The sequence below is a fragment of the Rhizobium sp. C104 genome (assembly GCF_022354505.1).
In the GTDB taxonomy this organism is placed as follows: Bacteria; Pseudomonadota; Alphaproteobacteria; order Rhizobiales; family Rhizobiaceae; genus Rhizobium; species Rhizobium redzepovicii.
In genome coordinates, this window is sequence record NZ_CP092350.1 from 339,897 (window position 1) to 356,819 (window position 16,923).

11 protein-coding genes and 6 pseudogenes are annotated in these 16,923 nt (G+C 61.9%); 11 read left to right on the forward strand and 6 right to left on the reverse strand.

The features are described from left to right. Window positions 1-13: 13 nt before the first annotated feature. From MF410_RS26065 to MF410_RS26080, 4 genes are all read right to left on the reverse strand, one after another. A complete protein-coding gene (locus MF410_RS26065) occupies window positions 14-700 on the reverse strand; it encodes a GXGXG domain-containing protein (RefSeq protein WP_054184585.1) in 687 nt (228 codons plus the stop codon). A gap of 68 nt (window positions 701-768) precedes the next feature. Next, window positions 769-1,674, reverse strand: coding sequence for a glutamine amidotransferase family protein (locus tag MF410_RS26070; protein ID WP_222134816.1), 906 nt, complete (start codon window positions 1,672-1,674; stop codon window positions 769-771). Between the two features lie 89 nt (window positions 1,675-1,763). Beyond that, window positions 1,764-2,447 carry a helix-turn-helix domain-containing protein gene (locus MF410_RS26075; RefSeq protein WP_131710867.1) on the reverse strand — a complete coding sequence of 228 codons (684 nt, stop codon included), beginning with the start codon at window positions 2,445-2,447 and terminating at the stop codon, window positions 1,764-1,766. A 71-nt stretch (window positions 2,448-2,518) separates the two neighbouring features. Next, window positions 2,519-3,478 (reverse strand): GlxA family transcriptional regulator, encoded by a 960-nt coding sequence (locus MF410_RS26080; protein WP_131710779.1) that lies wholly within the window; start codon window positions 3,476-3,478, stop codon window positions 2,519-2,521. Between the two features lie 87 nt (window positions 3,479-3,565). On the opposite strand from MF410_RS26080, the gene MF410_RS26085 reads away from it, so the two are divergent. The 5 genes and pseudogenes from MF410_RS26085 (at window position 3,566) to MF410_RS26105 (ending at window position 10,194) form a co-directional block, all read left to right on the forward strand. Next, entirely contained in the window at window positions 3,566-4,816 is a 1,251-nt protein-coding gene (locus tag MF410_RS26085) for a sarcosine oxidase subunit beta family protein (protein WP_222134817.1), read from the forward strand. Window positions 4,817-4,828: 12 nt separating this feature from the next. Next, window positions 4,829-5,110, forward strand: a complete 282-nt coding sequence (locus tag MF410_RS26090; protein ID WP_222134818.1) for a sarcosine oxidase subunit delta — start codon at window positions 4,829-4,831, stop codon at window positions 5,108-5,110. Then, window positions 5,107-8,063: pseudogene (locus MF410_RS26095) on the forward strand (sarcosine oxidase subunit alpha family protein). The gene MF410_RS26090 and the pseudogene MF410_RS26095 overlap by 4 nt, the downstream one beginning before the upstream one ends. Further along, window positions 8,056-8,600: pseudogene (locus MF410_RS26100) on the forward strand (sarcosine oxidase subunit gamma family protein). The pseudogenes MF410_RS26095 and MF410_RS26100 overlap by 8 nt, the downstream one beginning before the upstream one ends. Before the next feature lie 463 nt (window positions 8,601-9,063). Beyond that, window positions 9,064-10,194, forward strand: coding sequence for an RNA ligase (locus MF410_RS26105; RefSeq protein ID WP_097625739.1), 1,131 nt, complete (start codon window positions 9,064-9,066; stop codon window positions 10,192-10,194). 294 nt (window positions 10,195-10,488) lie between these two features. Here MF410_RS26105 and MF410_RS26110 read toward each other — a convergent pair. Then, window positions 10,489-11,022, reverse strand: a pseudogene (locus MF410_RS26110) (sigma 54-dependent transcriptional regulator); the annotation flags it as partial. Between MF410_RS26110 and MF410_RS26115 the strand changes: the two are divergent. Further along, window positions 11,013-11,186: pseudogene (locus MF410_RS26115) on the forward strand (RNA-splicing ligase RtcB); the annotation flags it as partial. The pseudogenes MF410_RS26110 and MF410_RS26115 overlap by 10 nt on opposite strands. Window positions 11,187-11,261: 75 nt before the next feature. Here MF410_RS26115 and MF410_RS26120 read toward each other — a convergent pair. Continuing rightward, a pseudogene (locus MF410_RS26120) lies at window positions 11,262-12,573 on the reverse strand (ATPase, T2SS/T4P/T4SS family). A 472-nt stretch (window positions 12,574-13,045) separates the two neighbouring features. On the opposite strand from MF410_RS26120, the gene MF410_RS26125 reads away from it, so the two are divergent. The 5 genes and pseudogenes from MF410_RS26125 (at window position 13,046) to MF410_RS26145 (ending at window position 16,922) form a co-directional block, all read left to right on the forward strand. Further along, window positions 13,046-13,249 carry a hypothetical protein gene (locus tag MF410_RS26125; protein ID WP_003563674.1) on the forward strand — a complete coding sequence of 68 codons (204 nt, stop codon included), beginning with the start codon at window positions 13,046-13,048 and terminating at the stop codon, window positions 13,247-13,249. 13 nt (window positions 13,250-13,262) lie between these two features. Continuing rightward, entirely contained in the window at window positions 13,263-13,826 is a 564-nt protein-coding gene (locus tag MF410_RS26130) for an A24 family peptidase (RefSeq protein ID WP_097625736.1), read from the forward strand. A 5-nt stretch (window positions 13,827-13,831) separates the two neighbouring features. Then, on the forward strand, window positions 13,832-14,629 hold the full coding sequence (locus tag MF410_RS26135) for a TadE/TadG family type IV pilus assembly protein (protein ID WP_097625735.1): 798 nt from the start codon (window positions 13,832-13,834) through the stop codon (window positions 14,627-14,629). Then, window positions 14,626-16,269, forward strand: a complete 1,644-nt coding sequence (locus MF410_RS26140) for a Tad domain-containing protein (protein ID WP_131710773.1) — start codon at window positions 14,626-14,628, stop codon at window positions 16,267-16,269. The genes MF410_RS26135 and MF410_RS26140 overlap by 4 nt, the downstream gene beginning before the upstream one ends. Next, window positions 16,241-16,922 (forward strand): annotated as a pseudogene (locus MF410_RS26145) (TadE family protein). The gene MF410_RS26140 and the pseudogene MF410_RS26145 overlap by 29 nt, the downstream one beginning before the upstream one ends. Window position 16,923 lies beyond the last annotated feature (1 nt).

Genomic DNA, 16,923 nt, shown 5'->3' on the forward strand with positions numbered 1-16,923 from the left:
GGGATCCCTCGCCTCAATACGCGTCGGCGTTGTCGATGTTGAAATTGTAGAGCTTGCGGGCCGAGCCGTAGCGCTTGAACTCTTCGGGCCTGACGTCGGTCACCCCTGCGCGCTCGAGCAGCTCGGCAAGCTTCTCCAGATGCTCCCGCCGCATCTCTTTCTCGATGCAATCGGAGCCGAGGCTCTTGACCTCGCCGCGGACGAAAAGCTTGGCTTCGTAGAGCGAATCCCCCAGCGCATCCCCGGCGTCGCCGAGCACGACGAGATGGCCGGACTGGCCCATGAAGGCCGACATGTGGCCGATGCTGCCGTGAACGACGATGTCGATGCCCTTCATCGAAATGCCGCAGCGCGAGGCCGCATTGCCCTTGATGACGAGCAGGCCGCCGCGGCCGGTGGCGCCGGCATACTGGCTGGCGTCGCCTTCGATGACGACGGTGCCGGACATCATGTTTTCGGCAACGCCCGGACCGGCCGAACCATGAACCGTCACCCTGCCGCCATCATTCATGCCGGCGCAGTAATAACCGACCGATCCTCTGACGGAGACCGTGACGGGGCTGTCGATGCCGACGGCGACGGCATGGCTGCCGCGCGGGTTGATGACTTCGAATTCGGTGTCATTGGCGCCTTTCGAAAGGGCGTGCAGGGCGCTGTTCAACTCGCGAAGCGGGGTGTTGGAAAGGTCGAATATGGGCATTGAATCCTCGTTGGAATCCTCGTTTGTCTGGGAGACGGTTTCAGCCGTCTCCTGTTTTCAGGCGCCCCTCAGGCGGCCTTGTCGTGATCCCAGAAATAAACGGTCGCCGGCTCCGGCTCCCAGACACGGGCATTCTCGATGCCGGGAAGGTTGACCAGCGCGCGGTATTCCGAGCCGAAGGCGACATATTGGTCGGTCTCGGCCATGACGGCGGGCTTGCAGGCGATCGGGTCGCGCACCACGCCGAAGCCGGATTTGGTGCCGACGACGAAGGTGAAGAAGCCGTCGAGATCGTCGAGCGCGCCCGTCAGCGCCTGGCCGAGATCCTTGCCCTTGGCCATTTCGGCCGTCAGATAGGCGGCGGCGACTTCGGAATCGTTCTGCGTCTCGAAGGTCATGCCCTCGCGGATGAGTTCGCGGCGCAGATTGTTGTGGTTGGAGAGCGAGCCGTTGTGCACGAGGCACTGGTCGGCGCCGGTCGAGAACGGATGGGCGCCGAGCGTGGTGACGGCGGATTCGGTCGCCATGCGGGTATGGCCAATGCCGTGGGTGCCGCCCATGGCGCGGACGTCGAACCGCTTCACGACGTCTTTCGGAAGGCCGATTTCCTTGTAGATCTCGACGCTTTCGCCCGACCCCATCAGACGGACCGCCGGACGGATCTCTTCGAGCGCCTTGCGCACGGTTCCAAGCTTGGAGGCATCAAGCTCGATGACCGCATGCGTGCTCTTGATCGATACCTCGGCTTTGATGCCGGCCTTCTCGAGGTCGGCGGCAAGGCCTTCGAAGTCGACGCTGGGGTTGGCGGACTGGATAGTAATTTTCGCCCTGCCCTCGGCAGCACTGCCATAGATCGCGATGCCGGCCGAATCCGGTCCGCGATCCGTCATGGTGATCAGCATATCCGAGAGCAGATTTCCCAGCTGAGATTCAAGACTCTTGTCCTTGAGGAACAGTCCAACAATGCCGCACATAGCGCGTGCCTCCGTTCATGTTGAGAAAGGAGTAGCAGGTCTGTTTCAGGGCATCAACTGGGAAGAATAAATTTTTCTTTTAAGGCAAGTCAGCTTCTGGAGTTCTGCTGGGGATAACTGATGATCGAGAGGTACTTGCTCGGCAGCTTCACCAGCTGTTCCGGCCCATGCGGCGCATCGGCATCGAAGAATAGGCTGTCGCCCGGCTGCATCTGGAAAAGCTGGTCGCCGTGGCGGTAAATGACCTCGCCTTCGAGCATATAGAGAAACTCCATGCCTTCGTGCTGGAACGTCGGGAACACGTCGGAATCGGCGGTCAGCGTGATCAGATAGGGCTCGACGATGACGCCGCTGGTATTATTGTCGATATGGCCGAGCAGATTATATTGATGGCCGGCGCGCGTGCCGCGCCGTTCGAGCTCGATACCCTGCCCCGCCTTGACGAAAACGGCGTTGCGCGGCTCCTCATAGCGGCGGAAGAAAGCGGTCATCGGCACGCCGAGCGCCCGTGATAGCGATTGCAGCGTCGTCAGCGACGGCGAGATGTTGCCGTTTTCGATCTTCGACAGCATGCCGAGCGAAATGCCGGTCGCGGCCGCGAGATCGGTGACGGTGATGCCGAGTTTTTTGCGGTAGGCGCGCACCTCATGGCCGATCGCCATTTCGAGGTTGTTTTCCTTCGGTTCCCGAACTGCGTGCGGATCCTGGGAAAAGGGCGTGCGTCCGCCATGCGCCTCGTCCGGTTGAGTTGCCGCTTCACGCTTGGTTTTCATGCTGCCGCCTTCGCTTTTGACCGAGGCCAACCCTATCGTCATAGTGAAATTTTCTCAACCGTGAAGAAAACCTATTCCCGCCGTGCTTTGCGCGGAGCGATGCCATAGGCGGCGCGGAACATCCGGGAAAAATGGCTGAGACTGGAAAAGCCGGTGGCGACCGCGATCTCCGAGACGGAAAGCGGGCTCTGTTTCAGCAGGCGATGGGCATGCTGCAGCCTGATCCGATGGTATTGATCGAGAAAGGTGGTGCCGAGATGGGCTGAGAAGAGCCGGTCGAGATGGCGGGTGGTGACGCCGGCGATGCGTGCCATGGCGGCGCGGCCGAGCGGCATCTCGATCGTCTCCTCCATGCGTTCGAGAACGCTGAGCAGCCCGGGATGATGGACGCCGTAGCGCTCGGCCAGCGAGGCGCGCTGGGGGGCGGCGGGCTCGTTGACCTCGGTGTGAAGATACCAGTCGCTGACGCGTCGGGCGAAGTCCGGTCCCATGCGCTCGGCGATCAGCACATGCATCATGTCGAGCGGTGCGATGCCGCCGCCGCAGGTGATGCGGTTGCCGTCGATCATGAAGCGCGCCTGGTGTGGCGTGAGGTCCGGGAAGGCCTCGAGAAGGGCGGCGGCGTGTTCCCAATGGATGGTAAAATCGCGGCCGGCAAGCAGTCCGGCGGCCGCCATCAGATAGGGCCCTCCCGAAATGCCGCCGATCCTGACACCCTCGCGCGACAGCTGCCTCAGGCAGGCAAGCACGCCGGGATAACGCCAGTCGCGCGGCAAGCCGCCGGCGCAGACGAAGGCCGTGCCGAGGCCGGAACCCCTTGCCGGAAGCGGTTCGGCCGGCACGCTGACGCCCGAGGACGAGAGCACCGGCGCGCCGTCCGGCGAGAAGATCGACAGGCGGTAGATCTCTCGTCCGGCCAAAAGGTTTGCCGCTCTGAGCGGCTCGGTCGCCGAGGCATAGGACATCAGCGCAAATCCCGGGATCAGGATGAAGCCGATCTCCTGGACATTTCTATTATCGGATGAGGACATGTCTCTTTTCTAACCATTCATGTCCTAATTGCGCAAGTCGCGCGTCGCCTTTCTGGCATCATGCGGTCGTTCCATTCGGATTGACCCATGCGCTACTCCGCTCTTTCGATTTTCCTCAACGGCCTTCGCGGCAACAAAAGCTGGGCGCCCGCCTGGCGCGACCCGGCGCCGAAGCCGCATTATGATGTCGTCATTGTCGGCGGCGGCGGTCACGGCCTTGCCACCGCCTATTACCTCGCCAAGGAATTCGGCATCACCAATGTCGCCGTGCTCGAAAAGGGCTATCTCGGCTCCGGCAATATCGGCCGGAACACCACGATCATCCGCTCGAACTACTTGCTTCCCGGCAACAATCCTTTCTACGAGCTGTCGATGAAGCTTTGGGAAGGGCTGGAGCAGGACTTCAATTTCAACGCCATGGTCTCGCAGCGCGGCGTGCTCAACCTCTTCCATTCCGATGCGCAGCGCGATGCCTATATGCGCCGCGGCAACGCCATGCGGCTGCACGGTGTCGATGCCGACCTTCTCGATAGGCAGGCGGTGCGCACAAAACTGCCCTTCCTCGATTTCGACAATGCGCGTTTCCCGGTGATGGGCGCCCTGTTCCAGCCGCGTGGCGGCACGGTGCGCCACGATGCGGTCGCCTGGGGTTATGCGCGCGGCGCCGACAGCCGCGGCGTCGACATCATCACCCAGTGCGAGGTCACCGGCATCCGCACCGAAAACGGTCAGGTCACCGGCGTCGAGACCAGCAGGGGCTTCATCGGCTGCGCCAAGCTGGCGCTGGCGGCGGCCGGCAATTCCACCGTCGTCGCCGATATGGCGGGCCTCCGTCTGCCGATCGAAAGCCATGTGCTGCAGGCGTTCGTCTCCGAAGGGTTGAAGCCGTTCATCGACAATGTCGTCACCTTCGGCGCAGGACATTTCTACGTCTCCCAGTCCGACAAGGGCGGCCTCGTCTTCGGCGGCGATATCGACGGCTATAATTCCTATGCCCAGCGCGGCAATCTGGCGTCGGTCGAGCATGTCGCTGAAGCGGGGCTCGCGATGATCCCATCCCTGTCGCGGGTGCGTTATCTCCGTTCCTGGGGCGGGGTGATGGATATGAGCATGGACGGCTCGCCGATCATCGACCGCACCCATATCGACAATCTCTATCTCAACGCCGGCTGGTGCTACGGCGGCTTCAAGGCAACGCCCGCCTCCGGCTTCTGCTACGCCCATCTGATCGCCCGCAACACGCCGCATCAGACGGCCCGCGCCTTCCGGCTCGACCGTTTCGCCCGCGGCTATCCGATCGACGAAAAGGGCGTCGGCGCCCAGCCCAATCTGCACTGAGGACATTTGACAATGGCGAGCCTGATTTCCTGTCCCCATTGCGGCGCCCGGCCAAAGGAGGAATTCTCGATCCGGGGCGATGCCGGCCTCGTCAGGCCGGCGCCGGATGCCGGGGCGGAGGCCTGGTTCGACTATGTCTATCTGCGCGACAACCCGCGCGGCCGGCACAGCGAATATTGGCACCATTCCTCCGGATGCCGCCGCTGGCTGATCGTCGAACGCGATACCATTACCCATAAGGTCCATCACGTCAGGGATGCCGCACTTTCCAAGCTCGGCGGAGAACCGGCATGACGAGCTTCCGTCTTTCCTCCGGCGGCCGGATCGACCGCGCCAAGACACTCGGTTTCACCTTCGACGGCAAGGCGCTGGAAGGCCATCCGGGCGATACGCTCGCCTCGGCGTTGCTTGCCAACGGCATCCAGCTCGTCGGGCGCAGCTTCAAATATCACCGCCCGCGCGGCATCCTGACGGCGGGTGCGGCCGAACCGAACGCGCTGGTGACGACAGGCAGCGGCGGGCGCACCGAACCGAATACGCGCGCGACCATGATCGAGCTCTACGAGGGGCTGACGGCAAAGAGCCAGAACCGCTGGCCTTCGCTCGGCTTCGATATCGGCGCGGTCAACGGCCTGCTCTCGCCCTTCCTCAGCGCCGGTTTCTACTACAAGACCTTCATGTGGCCGGCAGCACTCTGGGAAAAGCTCTACGAGCCAGTGATCCGCAAGGCGGCCGGCCTCGGCAGAGCTTCCTATGAGGCCGATCCCGATATTTATGAGAAATGCTGGGCGCACTGCGATCTGCTGGTGATCGGCGCCGGCCCCGCCGGTCTTGCCGCAGCACTGACCGCCGGCCGCGCCGGAGCGCGCGTCATCCTTGCCGACGAAGGCGCCGAACTCGGCGGCAGCCTGCTTTCCGAGAGCGGCGCTGTCGAGAGCAAGCCGGCGGACACGCTTCCCGCTGAGCTGCTGGCCGAGCTCGAAGGGCTGGCGAATGTGCGCCGCCTGCCGCGCATGACCGTCTTCGGCTGGTACGACGACAATGTCTTCGGCGCCGTCGAACGTGTGCAGAAGCATGTGGCGCTGCCCGATCCGGACCGCCCGGTCGAACGCTTGTGGCGCATCGTCGCCCGTCAGGCAATCCTGGCGACGGGCGCCGAGGAGCGGCCGCTGGTCTTCGGCGGCAACGATATTCCGGGCGTGATGATGGCGGGCGCCATGCGCAGCTATCTCAACCGGCAGGCTGTTGCGCCGGGCAGAAGTACGGTGGTCTTTACCACCAATGATGCCGGTTACCGCACCGCCGCCGATCTTGAGGCCGCCGGCCTCGCCATCACGGCGATCGTCGACAGCCGCGCGGACGGGGAAAGACCTGGCAGGGTCGCGCCGACGTGCTGAGGGGCGCCCGGATCGTTGATGCCCACGGCGGCCAGCGCCTCAACGGCGTCAGCGTCGAAACCGCAAGCGGCACCCGCCGCATCGAAGCCGATGCGCTGGCCATGTCGGGCGGCTGGAGTCCGGTCATCCACCTTGCCTGCCATCGCGGCGCAAAGCCGCAATGGTCGGACGAGGCCGCGGCGTTTCTGCCGCCGGCTGCGCAGGAAGGCCTTGCCGTTGCCGGCTCGGCTGCCGGTCTTGTCGAAACCGCTGCCTGCCTTGGCGATGGTGCGGCAAAGGCGGCTGCCGCCCTGAAGGCGATCGGCTTTGCGGCGGCGGAACCGGCCTTTGCCGCCGCCTCGGAAGCGGCGCGAGGCTCAAAGCCCCTCTGGTCCGTCAAGGGCTCGAAGGGCAAGGCCTTCATCGATTATCAGAATGACGTCCATCTCAAGGATCTCGGCCTCGCGGTGCGCGAAGGCTACGGCCATGTCGAGCTTGCCAAGCGCTATACGACATCAGGCATGGCGACCGATCAGGGCAAGCTTTCCAACGTCAACGCTATCGGCATTCTGGCCGAGGCGCGCGGCGTTTCGCCCGCCGAAGTGGGAACGACGACCTTCCGGCCTTTCTATACGCCGGTCTCCTTCGGCGCTCTGACCGGGGCATCGCGCGGCAAGGATTTCCAGCCGGCGCGCAAATCGCCGCTGCACGGCTGGGCTCAGAAGAACGGCGCGGTCTTCGTTGAAACCGGCCTCTGGTATCGTTCCTCCTGGTTCCCGCTCGCAGGCGAAACGACATGGCGCGAAAGCGTCGACCGTGAAGTGTTGAACATCCGCAAAAATGCCGGCCTCTGCGACGTCTCGACCCTCGGCAAGATCGAAATCTTCGGCAAGGATGCCGCGATCTACCTCGATCGGGTCTATTGCAACGGCTTCGCCAAGCTTGCCGTCGGCAAGGCGCGTTACGGCATGATGCTGCGCGAGGACGGCTTCATCTATGACGACGGCACCACCAGCCGCTTCAGCGACGAGCATTTCTTCATGACGACGACGACGGCGCTTGCCGCCGGGGTGCTCACCCATCTCGAATTCTGCGCCCAGACGATCTGGCCGGAGCTCGACGTCTGCTTCGCCTCCTCCACCGATCAATGGGCGCAGATGGCCGTTGCCGGGCCGAAGTCCCGCGCCATCCTTTCCGAGATCGTCGACGAGGATATCTCCGATGCCGCCTTCCCCTTCATGAGCGCCCGCAAGGTGTCGCTATTCGCAGGCCGTCTCGAGGGCCGGCTGTTCCGGATTTCCTTCTCCGGCGAACTCGCCTACGAATTGGCCGTGCCGGCCGGCTACGGCGAGAGCGTTGCCGACGCCATCATGGCGGCCGGGGAAAAACATGGCATCTGCGCCTACGGCGCCGAAGCGCTCGGCGTCCTGCGCATCGAAAAGGGCCATGTCACCCATGCCGAGATCAACGGCACGGTCACCCCGGGCGATCTCGGTTTCGGCCGCATGGTGTCATCGACCAAGCCGGATTTCATCGGCAAGGCGATGCTTGCCCGTGACGGCCTGCAGGATCCCGAGCGCCCGCGCCTTGTCGGCGTCAAGCCGCTCAACCCGGCAAGTGGCTTCCGCACCGGCTCGCATATCCTTGCCGAAGGCGCTGCGGCGACGCTCGAAAACGACCAGGGTTACGTTACATCGAGCGCCTTCTCGCCGAGCCTCGGCCATACGATCGGCCTGGCGCTGGTCCGGCGCGGGCCGGAGCGCATCGGCGAAAAGGTGACGGTCTGGAACGGGCTGCGCAATGAATTCACCGATGCGGTGCTCTGCCATCCCGTCTTCATCGATCCCGAAAACGAGAAGCTCCATGCCTGATCTTCCCCAGCACAAACCGGTTCTTGCCGGAACGGTATATAGTGGCATTTCCGGAGCAGGCATCCGGCTGGAGGCCCTGCCGGAAGGCCATCTCCTGCACGTGCTCGGCACGATCGAGTCGGCGGCACTTGCCGCGGAATTGGCCAAAGCCGGCTTTACCAATAGTTCGATCCGCAAAGCCGGCTTCCGCCAATGGTTCGTCGCCGGCAACGAGCCGCTTTCCCCGCCAGCCTTGCCGCCCTTGCGGCAGTACTCGCGGGAAAAGCCGTCGTCATGGACCAGAGCCACGGACGCGTGCGCATCGGCATATCAGGCCGCTCCTCGCGGCTGCTTCTCTCAAAAGGCACCGCCATCGATCTCGATCCCGCCGTTTTCCCGGAAGGCAGTTCGGCGATGACCATGATGGGTCACATCTCCGTACAGATCGTCCGCACCGGCGATGACAGCTTCGAACTCACCGTTCTGCGCAGCTTCGCCGAAAGCCTCTGGGACGAACTCAGGCATATGGCGGCGAGCGCTGAAAAGGAAGGCGCGTGAGGGCCGTGCCGGCACAAGATCGACGATTGAGGGGAATAGCTGGAAGGTTCAAATTTCCGGCGCGGTGGCACCCAGCCGTTGACCGTCGAGCCAACACGAGAATTCGCTACGGCGGAGAGGATGGCGGCGAAATTTTTAGGGACTGACGATGGAGCAGATGGCAAGCGGTGCCCCAATCACACCTCGTGGCAGCCTAGATAATGCCGCGAGATAAATTCTTTGAGCATGATTGATCGAACCGTTATCTCGAATCGGATTCACGCTTCAACGCGGGGATCGCGAACGCCAGTAGCGAAATCATTGGCAAAGGCTGTGTTGGGTCCGAACCCAATGGCGTTGCACCCATCACAGCGGACAATCAAATCTATTAGTAAATCGCGTTTGACGGCGTGGAACGGCTGAACAATTGATAAATTCAGCCAAAAATAATTCGGAAGGCGATAAAAGAGGGTGCTGTGAAAAGATGAACGACCCGATACACCCTGCACGCCAAATCCCGTTTCCCGACCTTATCGCTGGCTTGAAGCGAGCCCAAGGGCTCGGCCATGTCCATCGCCGTCAGAACGCAACCGGTACTTTGCAGCTCTACATCTATACCCCCCGGTGCGTATATGAGGATGGTTGGGATCAGTTTTCGCTGATCGCTCGCGGTCTCATTGTGGACGAGGGCGCTGGTCGGGTCGTTGCCACGCCGTTTCCGAAGTTTTTCAATGTCGACGAGCGGCATGGCAAAGTACCCGATCTGCCGTTTGAGGCGTTCGAAAAGCTCGATGGTAGTCTGATAATCGTGTTCAATGATGCTGGCCGTTGGCACGCAGCCACCAAAGGCGCGTTCGACTCCGAACAGGCCCTATGGGCTCAAGCACGCTTGGATGCCCACGATCTCTCAGGTCTGTCGCCGGATACGACATATCTGTTCGAGGCGGTATATCCGGAAAACAGAATGGTCGTGCGATATGCGGAGCCTGCCATGGTGATGTTGGCGGCCTACCACGCTTCAGGTCTTGAAGTAACCTACGACGAGGTTCGAACGACCAGCCAAGCGTTGGGATGGCGTGCGGCCGAACGCCATGAGTTCGGGAATATGGCGGACATGATGCTCCATACTGCAACGCTCCCACGCGACAACGAGGGATTTGTCGTTAGATTCACAAATGGCTTGCGCCTCAAACTCAAAGGCTCCGAGTACCGTCGTATCCATGCGTTGATCTCACGCTGCACGCCATTGGCAATCTGGGAAGCAATGGCCGCCGGGGACGACATGGCCGCGATTCGTCGTGATTTGCCGGAAGAGTTTTGGAGCGATTTTGACAACATCGTACTCCTCCTGACGAAGGAATACGCGGCGATGGAAAGGAAGGTCGCTGAACTGGCAGCATCTGTCGCCCATCTTTCCGATAAAGAGTTGGGATTGTCGCTCAATTCACTGCCTGCTGACGTGGGTCCTTACGTTTTTGGCTTGCGAAAAGCAGGTGCAATCGTAGGCAAGTCCCGAGACGCGTTGATGCGTTCCATCAGACCCACTGGCAACGTGTTGCCAGGTTACCAGCCGTCATATGCCATGGGGCGTGTGATTGATGAGGCAACATCGTAGATTTGCAGCGTACAGTAGCTCTGGCGTGAATGCAGGATTGGAGAAGGTCTCGGCTGAGAGGTTCCTTCCGCTGTGACATTGAAGCAATAATGCGTTAAATAGCGGCATCAAGTGGAACGTGTGCTTTGCTTCAGAAGGTTTTCGATAGGTGAACCTCACGCCCAGACTTTCTGGTCGTGAAAACCTCCAATGTACTCTCCATGGAGAAACTCCCGTTGCTCGTCCATGGAAAGCCGATCACAGATTAGCCCAGACAGGGCAACGTGGGAGTGAAACACCGGTTACCACAAGCCTTTATCCGGCTTTCCGAATGTCCTCGAATCTGAGACTGAAGCGCGCGAGATATTTACTCAGGCGGTCGGCGTCGTTGCTGCTCTTTTTCTCAAGTCGCGTGATCGCAAACAAGGCTCTGCCCGCAGCACTTGCCGTGGCATGTTGACGGCAGGTATGAAGAACAGCGGCAAGCTGGGCTGCGTCAAAGTGATCGAGGCGAGTAGCAGCTTCTGCACCCAGCACGTCTTCGATGATCAGGTCCATCTTGCCGTCGTCACTCGAACCGCGCCAAAACGCATTCAGCCGTCGGACTTCATCATCGATGACGTCAATCGTGATGCGTCCATGCGGCGCGAGGGTCGCCATGCGGGTCACCGAAGCCGACAGGTCGCGAAAGTTGGCACTCCAGACTGCTTGCGGGCCAGTTGCGAAACTAAGATAGCGTTCGCGTGCTTCCTTGTTGAACGTAACATTTTCGCCTTCTCGTTCCAGATAGCGCCTGAGCTCGAAGTCGAGATTGGGCTCTATGTCCTCCTTGCGCTCGCGCAGGGCCGGCCGATGTGTCGGAACTGCCGAGTGCCTACAAGAGCGCTGCGAACGTGCGGGCGCAGATCGAGCACTACGGTCTCGCCGAAGTGGTCGACGAGGTGATCCCCTACGGGAGCATCATGGCCGGCGACTGGCAGCAGAATGCGCCCTGGCGTAAAAAGCGCCGGTAAACAACCGGGGAAGGCAAACACGCTTGCCTTCCCTTCCCTCGAAGGCACCAGATTCCGAACGTCTGCCAATAGGCTTCAAGCCGTTTCCCGCGCGGCAGGCGTCATCCATTCGGCGCGCTCTGCACCTTGCAGCTCTTCCACCGCATCGGCGGCAAAGCTCGGCACGACACCGGTCCACAGCAGTGCGCCATCGGGATTGGAATGTCCGTCGCCCTCGAGCTTGTAGATGCTCTCGACGATATACTGGCCGTCCTCGTTGAGGCCCTTGATCTCGGAAATCTCGATCACCCGGCGTCGTCCGGTGCGCTTGAAACGGGCGATTTGCACGACGACGTCGACGGCAGAGGCGATCTGGGCGCGCAGCGGCCGCAGCGGCATGTCGATATCCGACATCAGCGCCAGCGTTTCCAGCCGGTGCAGGGCGTCGTAGGGCGTGTTGGCATGCACCGTCGACAGGCTGCCGCTATGGCCCGAGGTCATCGCCTGGATCATATCGAGCGCCTCGCCGCCGCGGCACTCGCCGACGATGATGCGGTCGGGCCGCATGCGCAGCGACGAGCGGAACAGGTCGCGGATGCTGGCGCCGCCGCGGCCGAAACGGTCGGGCTTCGTGACTTCGAGATAGACCACGTGTTCCTTACGGATCTGCAGTTCCGAGGTGTCCTCGATGACGATGATGCGCTCGTGATCGGCAAAGGCTTCCGACAGCGCGTTCAGCATCGTCGTCTTGCCGGTGCCGGTGCCGCCGGAGATGATGACGTTCTTCTGCAGCCCGACGGCCGCCTGCAGCAGCGTCAGCGACTGCTCGGTCAGACTGCCCTGGGTGACGAGATCGCGAATGCTGCGATGTTCCTTCAAAAAGCGGCGGATGGAGATGCAGAGCCCGGTGCGGGCAGCCGGCGGCTGGATCATCTGCACGCGCGAACCATCCGGCAGGCGCGCCTCGACGCTCGGCTCCTCCGGCGTCAGCCGTTTGCCGGAGAATTGCGCGATGCTGCGCGCGGCCGATTCCAGATCCTCGCGGCTGGCGAACCGCGTGTCGGCGCGTTCGAGCTTGCCGCGCCGTTCGACGAAGATATCGGATGTCCCGTTGATCAGGATTTCGGAAACGCTCGGATCGTCGAGCAGGAAGCGGATCGGACCCAAGAGCTTGTCCAGCGCCCGGGTCAGGACCTGGAAGGTCGCCTGTTCGGCGGCGTCGTCGGAAACGGCCTTCATCAGAGCGGCATCCCCACCAGAACCGTGCTCATGCCGAACAATGTCGCCATCATTTGAACTGCGGTTGGAAAGAACATCATCAATGGAATGAGGACCAATGCAAGTATCAGGATGCTGCTCATCGTTTCCATGGTTCGTTTCTCCGGAACGACTGAAGGGCGAGGCCCATAATGTCGGTGAAGCTTAATCCAGATCGCCAAGCAACGCCATGGTCGCGTCCCGCGCGAGCGGCCGATAGGACGTGCGCCGTGTCGTCTATTCTATCGCCTTGAAAGAATTGACCAATTATGGGGCAGTCGGAGACAGTTGGCAAAGCCGCCGCCAAGTTGCTTCTTCGGGGTAAAACTATAACGTCTTCAGTCGGTTAGTTTAAAATTACCGCCGTCAACTCCGTTTCATCAAGAGACGCCTCCAAGACAATTGGAACCCTTCGTTCCGTTTGCTTGACGGAGGGCTGGCCTTGGGCGCACTCTTGGGTCTTAATGGTGTTGCTCAACAAGCGTTGGCCGCCGGGGAAGAAAAGCTGAAGCAGAACATATCATTGGAACGAGCAACGTGCTGGTTCGGATCGATGCCGTATGCTTGGTAATCTTCTCTCAGGTCTTCGATCCGAAACAAACCTAGGAACGAGGAATACGCAGATGTTTGGAAAACTCAAGACTCTCGCAATTGCACTTCACCAGGACGAGCGCGGCGACATGGCCCAGATCGTCCTCGCCGTCGCCCTGATCGTCATTCCGCTGATGCTGCTTCTGCTCGCATTCGGCAAACAGATCGGCGAATGGTTCAACGAAAAGAACACGGCGCTCTCGGATGCCGAGAGAATTCCCGAGCCGGGTCAATAAGCGGGCCGGGATCATGGATACGACCTATGATCTGACCCTGATGCCTGCGGCGGCGGCTCTTGCCGTCGCCTGCGCCACGACCGCGGCGGTGCTCGATCACCGCCAGGGTCACATCCCGAACGCCGTGACCTATCCCTGCCTGCTTGCCGGCTTCATGCTGGCGGCAGCCGGCGGAGGTCTCGCAGGGATCGGCCTTGCCTTTGCCGGCCTCATTGCGGCCGGCATGATCTTCATCATCGCCTTCGCAGCCGGCAGCTGCGGCGGCGGCGATGTCAAGCTGATGGCGGCGCTCGGCGCCATTCTCGGCCTCTGGCCCGCCATCGATGTGACGCTCGCAGCGCTGATGGTCGGCGGCGTGATCGCTCTGTTCTCAATGGCGCGGCGTGTTCAGTGGAGCGTGCTGGCTAGGAACGTCGGACTGTTCGCTTTGCTTCTGCCTGCCGGTTTCCGCGATGCCGCTTCGGTGCTGAAGCCGCGCGAGACACATCATACCGTCCGCTTCGGCGTTGCCGCCGCTCTCGGACTTTTCTGGTGCCTGTTCATGCCCGATTTCACCCCTCTTTCACTCGTGAGGTAACGGCAATGCGCGCGGAACTCGAACGCCCCCTCTTCGACGGTGCCTTCTGGAGTTCGATCCTGCACTCACGGACCTTCTGGATCCCCGAGGATCACGGCGCGCTCTTCGGCACCTTTGCGATCGCGATGATCCTGCTTGCCTCGATGCTGCTGCTGCCGCGGCTTTCCGCCCGCCGGCGCCGCATATCGGAGCTGCACGGCGATATCTCCGGCAGCACGACGATGATGGATTTCGTGCTCGTCACGCCGGTCTTCGTCTTCTTCATGTTCGTGGTCTTTCAGTTCGCGATCCTGGCGAAAAACCACCTCTTCACCCATTATGCCGCCTATGCGGCAGCCCGCAGCGCCCGCGTTTATTTCTGCCCGGCCCTGCCGATCACCATCCGGAGCTTCATTGACGTCAAGACCTGCGATGACGATGCCGCGCCAGGGAAAGCCGATCTTGCCGCCCGCCTGGCGCTGATCCCGGCTGCCCCCTACGACCAGCTGAAATGCGTCGGCGCCTGCCAGCCGCCGGAAGAGGCGCTGAAAAGCCTTGCCGATGCCTCCGGTCTTTCGAAGAACTGGCGGGCGATGCGCAACCAGGCCCGCTACATGTTCGACCCGCAAAACGTCACCGTGACGGTCGATCGCGCGCCGATGGCGCTCTATGCCGCCATCAACCGTTCGCCGCATGTGCCGGTGACCGCCAAGGTCGAAGCGCGCTTCCTGCTGCTCGAATATGCCGGCTGGGTCTTTGCCCGCGGCCAGAGGAAAGACGGCCGCTACTACACGATCTCGAAGGCGGAGGTGAACCTGCTATGACACCGACCCTCATCAAGCGCCTGCACCGCGACGAACGCGGCTTCCTGTCGCCGATCATTCTCTACATGACGATCGCGCTCGCGTTGATGATCGTCTGGATCCTGAACACGGGACAGATGATCTACGACAAGCAGCGCACCCAGGACACGGCCGACGCCGCCGCGCTCGTCCATGCCGATTGGGAAGCCCGCTATCTCAACATCATGGCGATGAACAACGTCGCCTCCTCGCAGGCCACCGTCGTCATGGCGACCTCGGTTGCCTTTCAGCTGACCACGGCGGAACTGGCCCTGCGCTCGACCGCCATTCTGGCGAAACTCGCCGAATACTCCTTCACCGAGGGCTTCGGCCCGGCGTCCCTTCTGCCGCCGATGCCGCCGATGCCCTATTGCCCTGGTTGGCAGAAGGTCCCGATCGTCGGCGGCATCATTTACGGCGCTTGCCTGGCGTTTCAGGGGTTCCGGGCGACGGAAGCCACCATCGCCATCGCATATACGGTGAAAGCACAGATCGATTATGATCCCTGGGGCCTGATCAACAAGTCCAGCGACATCATCGACGGCATGAACGATCTCAACGACTACCTCGTCGAGAGCTTTCCGCAGCGCGTCGGCAACGAAGCCCTGCATCTGGTGCGCCTGAACAAGTCGGATCATGTCGTCTTCCATCCGCCGTGCGAATCCTGCAACGACGCCGGAGAAGGTGCCGGCGGCAACCTGCCGGTCGATCGCGACGGCGTCAATCCTGCCGCGGCCTATGCTGAAATGTGCCTTGCGATGAGCAGGGGTACGGAGGGGCAGGACCCGTTCCTGATGCGCGGCGAATTCGCCAATCGCGGCTTCCCCAACGGCAAGGGTCCGCTGACCGCAGGCGGCGTCGACGGCAGCCATATCCGCGACTTTGTCAACCACGAAAGCGGCATCGACAGCACGCTGGTGAATTTCTACATCTTTTACGAAGCCTTCGGCCCGGCCTATCTGAGCAAGGTGCCGTTCAAGGCGATCGTCGAACAATATGCCGGCGATCTCAGCTGGCTGGAAGAAGCAGCGCTCGATGTCAGCTTCTGGCTGGCGGATAAGGTCTTCGGTGTCGGCTTCGGCGTCACCAACCCCTTCCAGCTGCCGATCGACGTGCCGCCGCGCTATTCGGACTCACAGACAAAAGACGAGAACGATTTCACCCGCAAGTTCGACATGATCTGGAACCAGGTCTGCGGGCCGGCCGGTGGGGCGATCTCTGTGGCGGGTGCCGCCCTGCCGGTCATCTCCTTCCCCAAGCCTTACTGGCTGAAGGGCCGCATCCCCTTCAACTTCACGCCCTTCGGCGGCGAGCAGCTCGACGACTACCAGACGCTGGCGATCGTTTCGCGTGCGCCGCGGGCCCGGCTGCAGATCCGCATCTTCAAGGACAAGACGCCGTCCGCCTATGCGCTCGCGCAGAGCTGGGTCCATAATTACACGGCCTTCGATCTCTATACGCAGGACTGGCTTGCATCGCTGGCGCCTGCCACGCTCGCCGACAATACCGGCGAGGTTTCGAACACCATCAAGCAGAGCCCGGCCGCCGATAGTTTCACCGGCCTGACCCGCGTCTTCGACCAGGGAGGAGCCAATGCCTGGGCTGCCGTCAACACACATTGAGACGACCGGCGGCGCTTTGGCCGGTGGCCTGATGATGCGGCTGCACCGCGACAGCCGCGGCCTGGCCTCGATCGAATTCGTGCTCGCCGCACCGGTCATCCTGCTCATCGTGATCTTCATGATCCATGCCAACAGGATCTCGACCAAGAAGGTGGGCACCATGCTGGCCATGCGCAACGCCGCCTTCGCCGAGGCGAACGGGCTGGACTGCACCTCGGATTTCTCGAACGTCTTTCCACTCCCCTCTCTGCCGGCGCTGCCCGGACGCGACGCCATGAGCTGCTCGCGCACGCCCTCGCACGAAGGCGGCGGCGAGCCGCAGCGCACCTTCGTCTGGGACGACGTCCAGAACACGCTGAAGAGCGACGGCCGCGACTTCGGCGATATGGTCGGCGACCTCGCCAATGAAAAACCGCAGCTCGTCACTGCGACGGCCGACCGCGTCTACAAATTTCAGGGATTCCGACGACCTCGATACGATCAGGAGCATCCGCTGGAAGGATGCGTTCACCGTGGACGATGCAACGCTGTTTGCCTCGCACAACAACGACACCACGCGCCGCGGCTACGACCCGACGCTGCGTCGGGAAATCCGCGATGTGGCCGACGATTCCGGCGATCTGTTTGACGGCGTCTTTCCGGGAGCGAAATAAG

Bases quoted from the DNA above. Each gene is read 5' to 3' on its own strand.
- MF410_RS26065 (WP_054184585.1), bottom strand. From the start codon at position 700: ATGCCCATATTCGACCTTTCCAACACCCCGCTTCGCGAGTTGAACAGC.
- MF410_RS26070 (WP_222134816.1), bottom strand. From the start codon at position 1,674: ATGTGCGGCATTGTTGGACTGTTCCTCAAGGACAAGAGTCTTGAATCT.
- MF410_RS26075 (WP_131710867.1), bottom strand. From the start codon at position 2,447: ATGAAAACCAAGCGTGAAGCGGCAACTCAACCGGACGAGGCGCATGGC.
- MF410_RS26080 (WP_131710779.1), bottom strand. From the start codon at position 3,478: ATGTCCTCATCCGATAATAGAAATGTCCAGGAGATCGGCTTCATCCTG.
- MF410_RS26085 (WP_222134817.1), top strand. From the start codon at position 3,566: ATGCGCTACTCCGCTCTTTCGATTTTCCTCAACGGCCTTCGCGGCAAC.
- MF410_RS26090 (WP_222134818.1), top strand. From the start codon at position 4,829: ATGGCGAGCCTGATTTCCTGTCCCCATTGCGGCGCCCGGCCAAAGGAG.
- MF410_RS26105 (WP_097625739.1), top strand. From the start codon at position 9,064: ATGAACGACCCGATACACCCTGCACGCCAAATCCCGTTTCCCGACCTT.
- MF410_RS26125 (WP_003563674.1), top strand. From the start codon at position 13,046: ATGTTTGGAAAACTCAAGACTCTCGCAATTGCACTTCACCAGGACGAG.
- MF410_RS26130 (WP_097625736.1), top strand. From the start codon at position 13,263: ATGGATACGACCTATGATCTGACCCTGATGCCTGCGGCGGCGGCTCTT.
- MF410_RS26135 (WP_097625735.1), top strand. From the start codon at position 13,832: ATGCGCGCGGAACTCGAACGCCCCCTCTTCGACGGTGCCTTCTGGAGT.
- MF410_RS26140 (WP_131710773.1), top strand. From the start codon at position 14,626: ATGACACCGACCCTCATCAAGCGCCTGCACCGCGACGAACGCGGCTTC.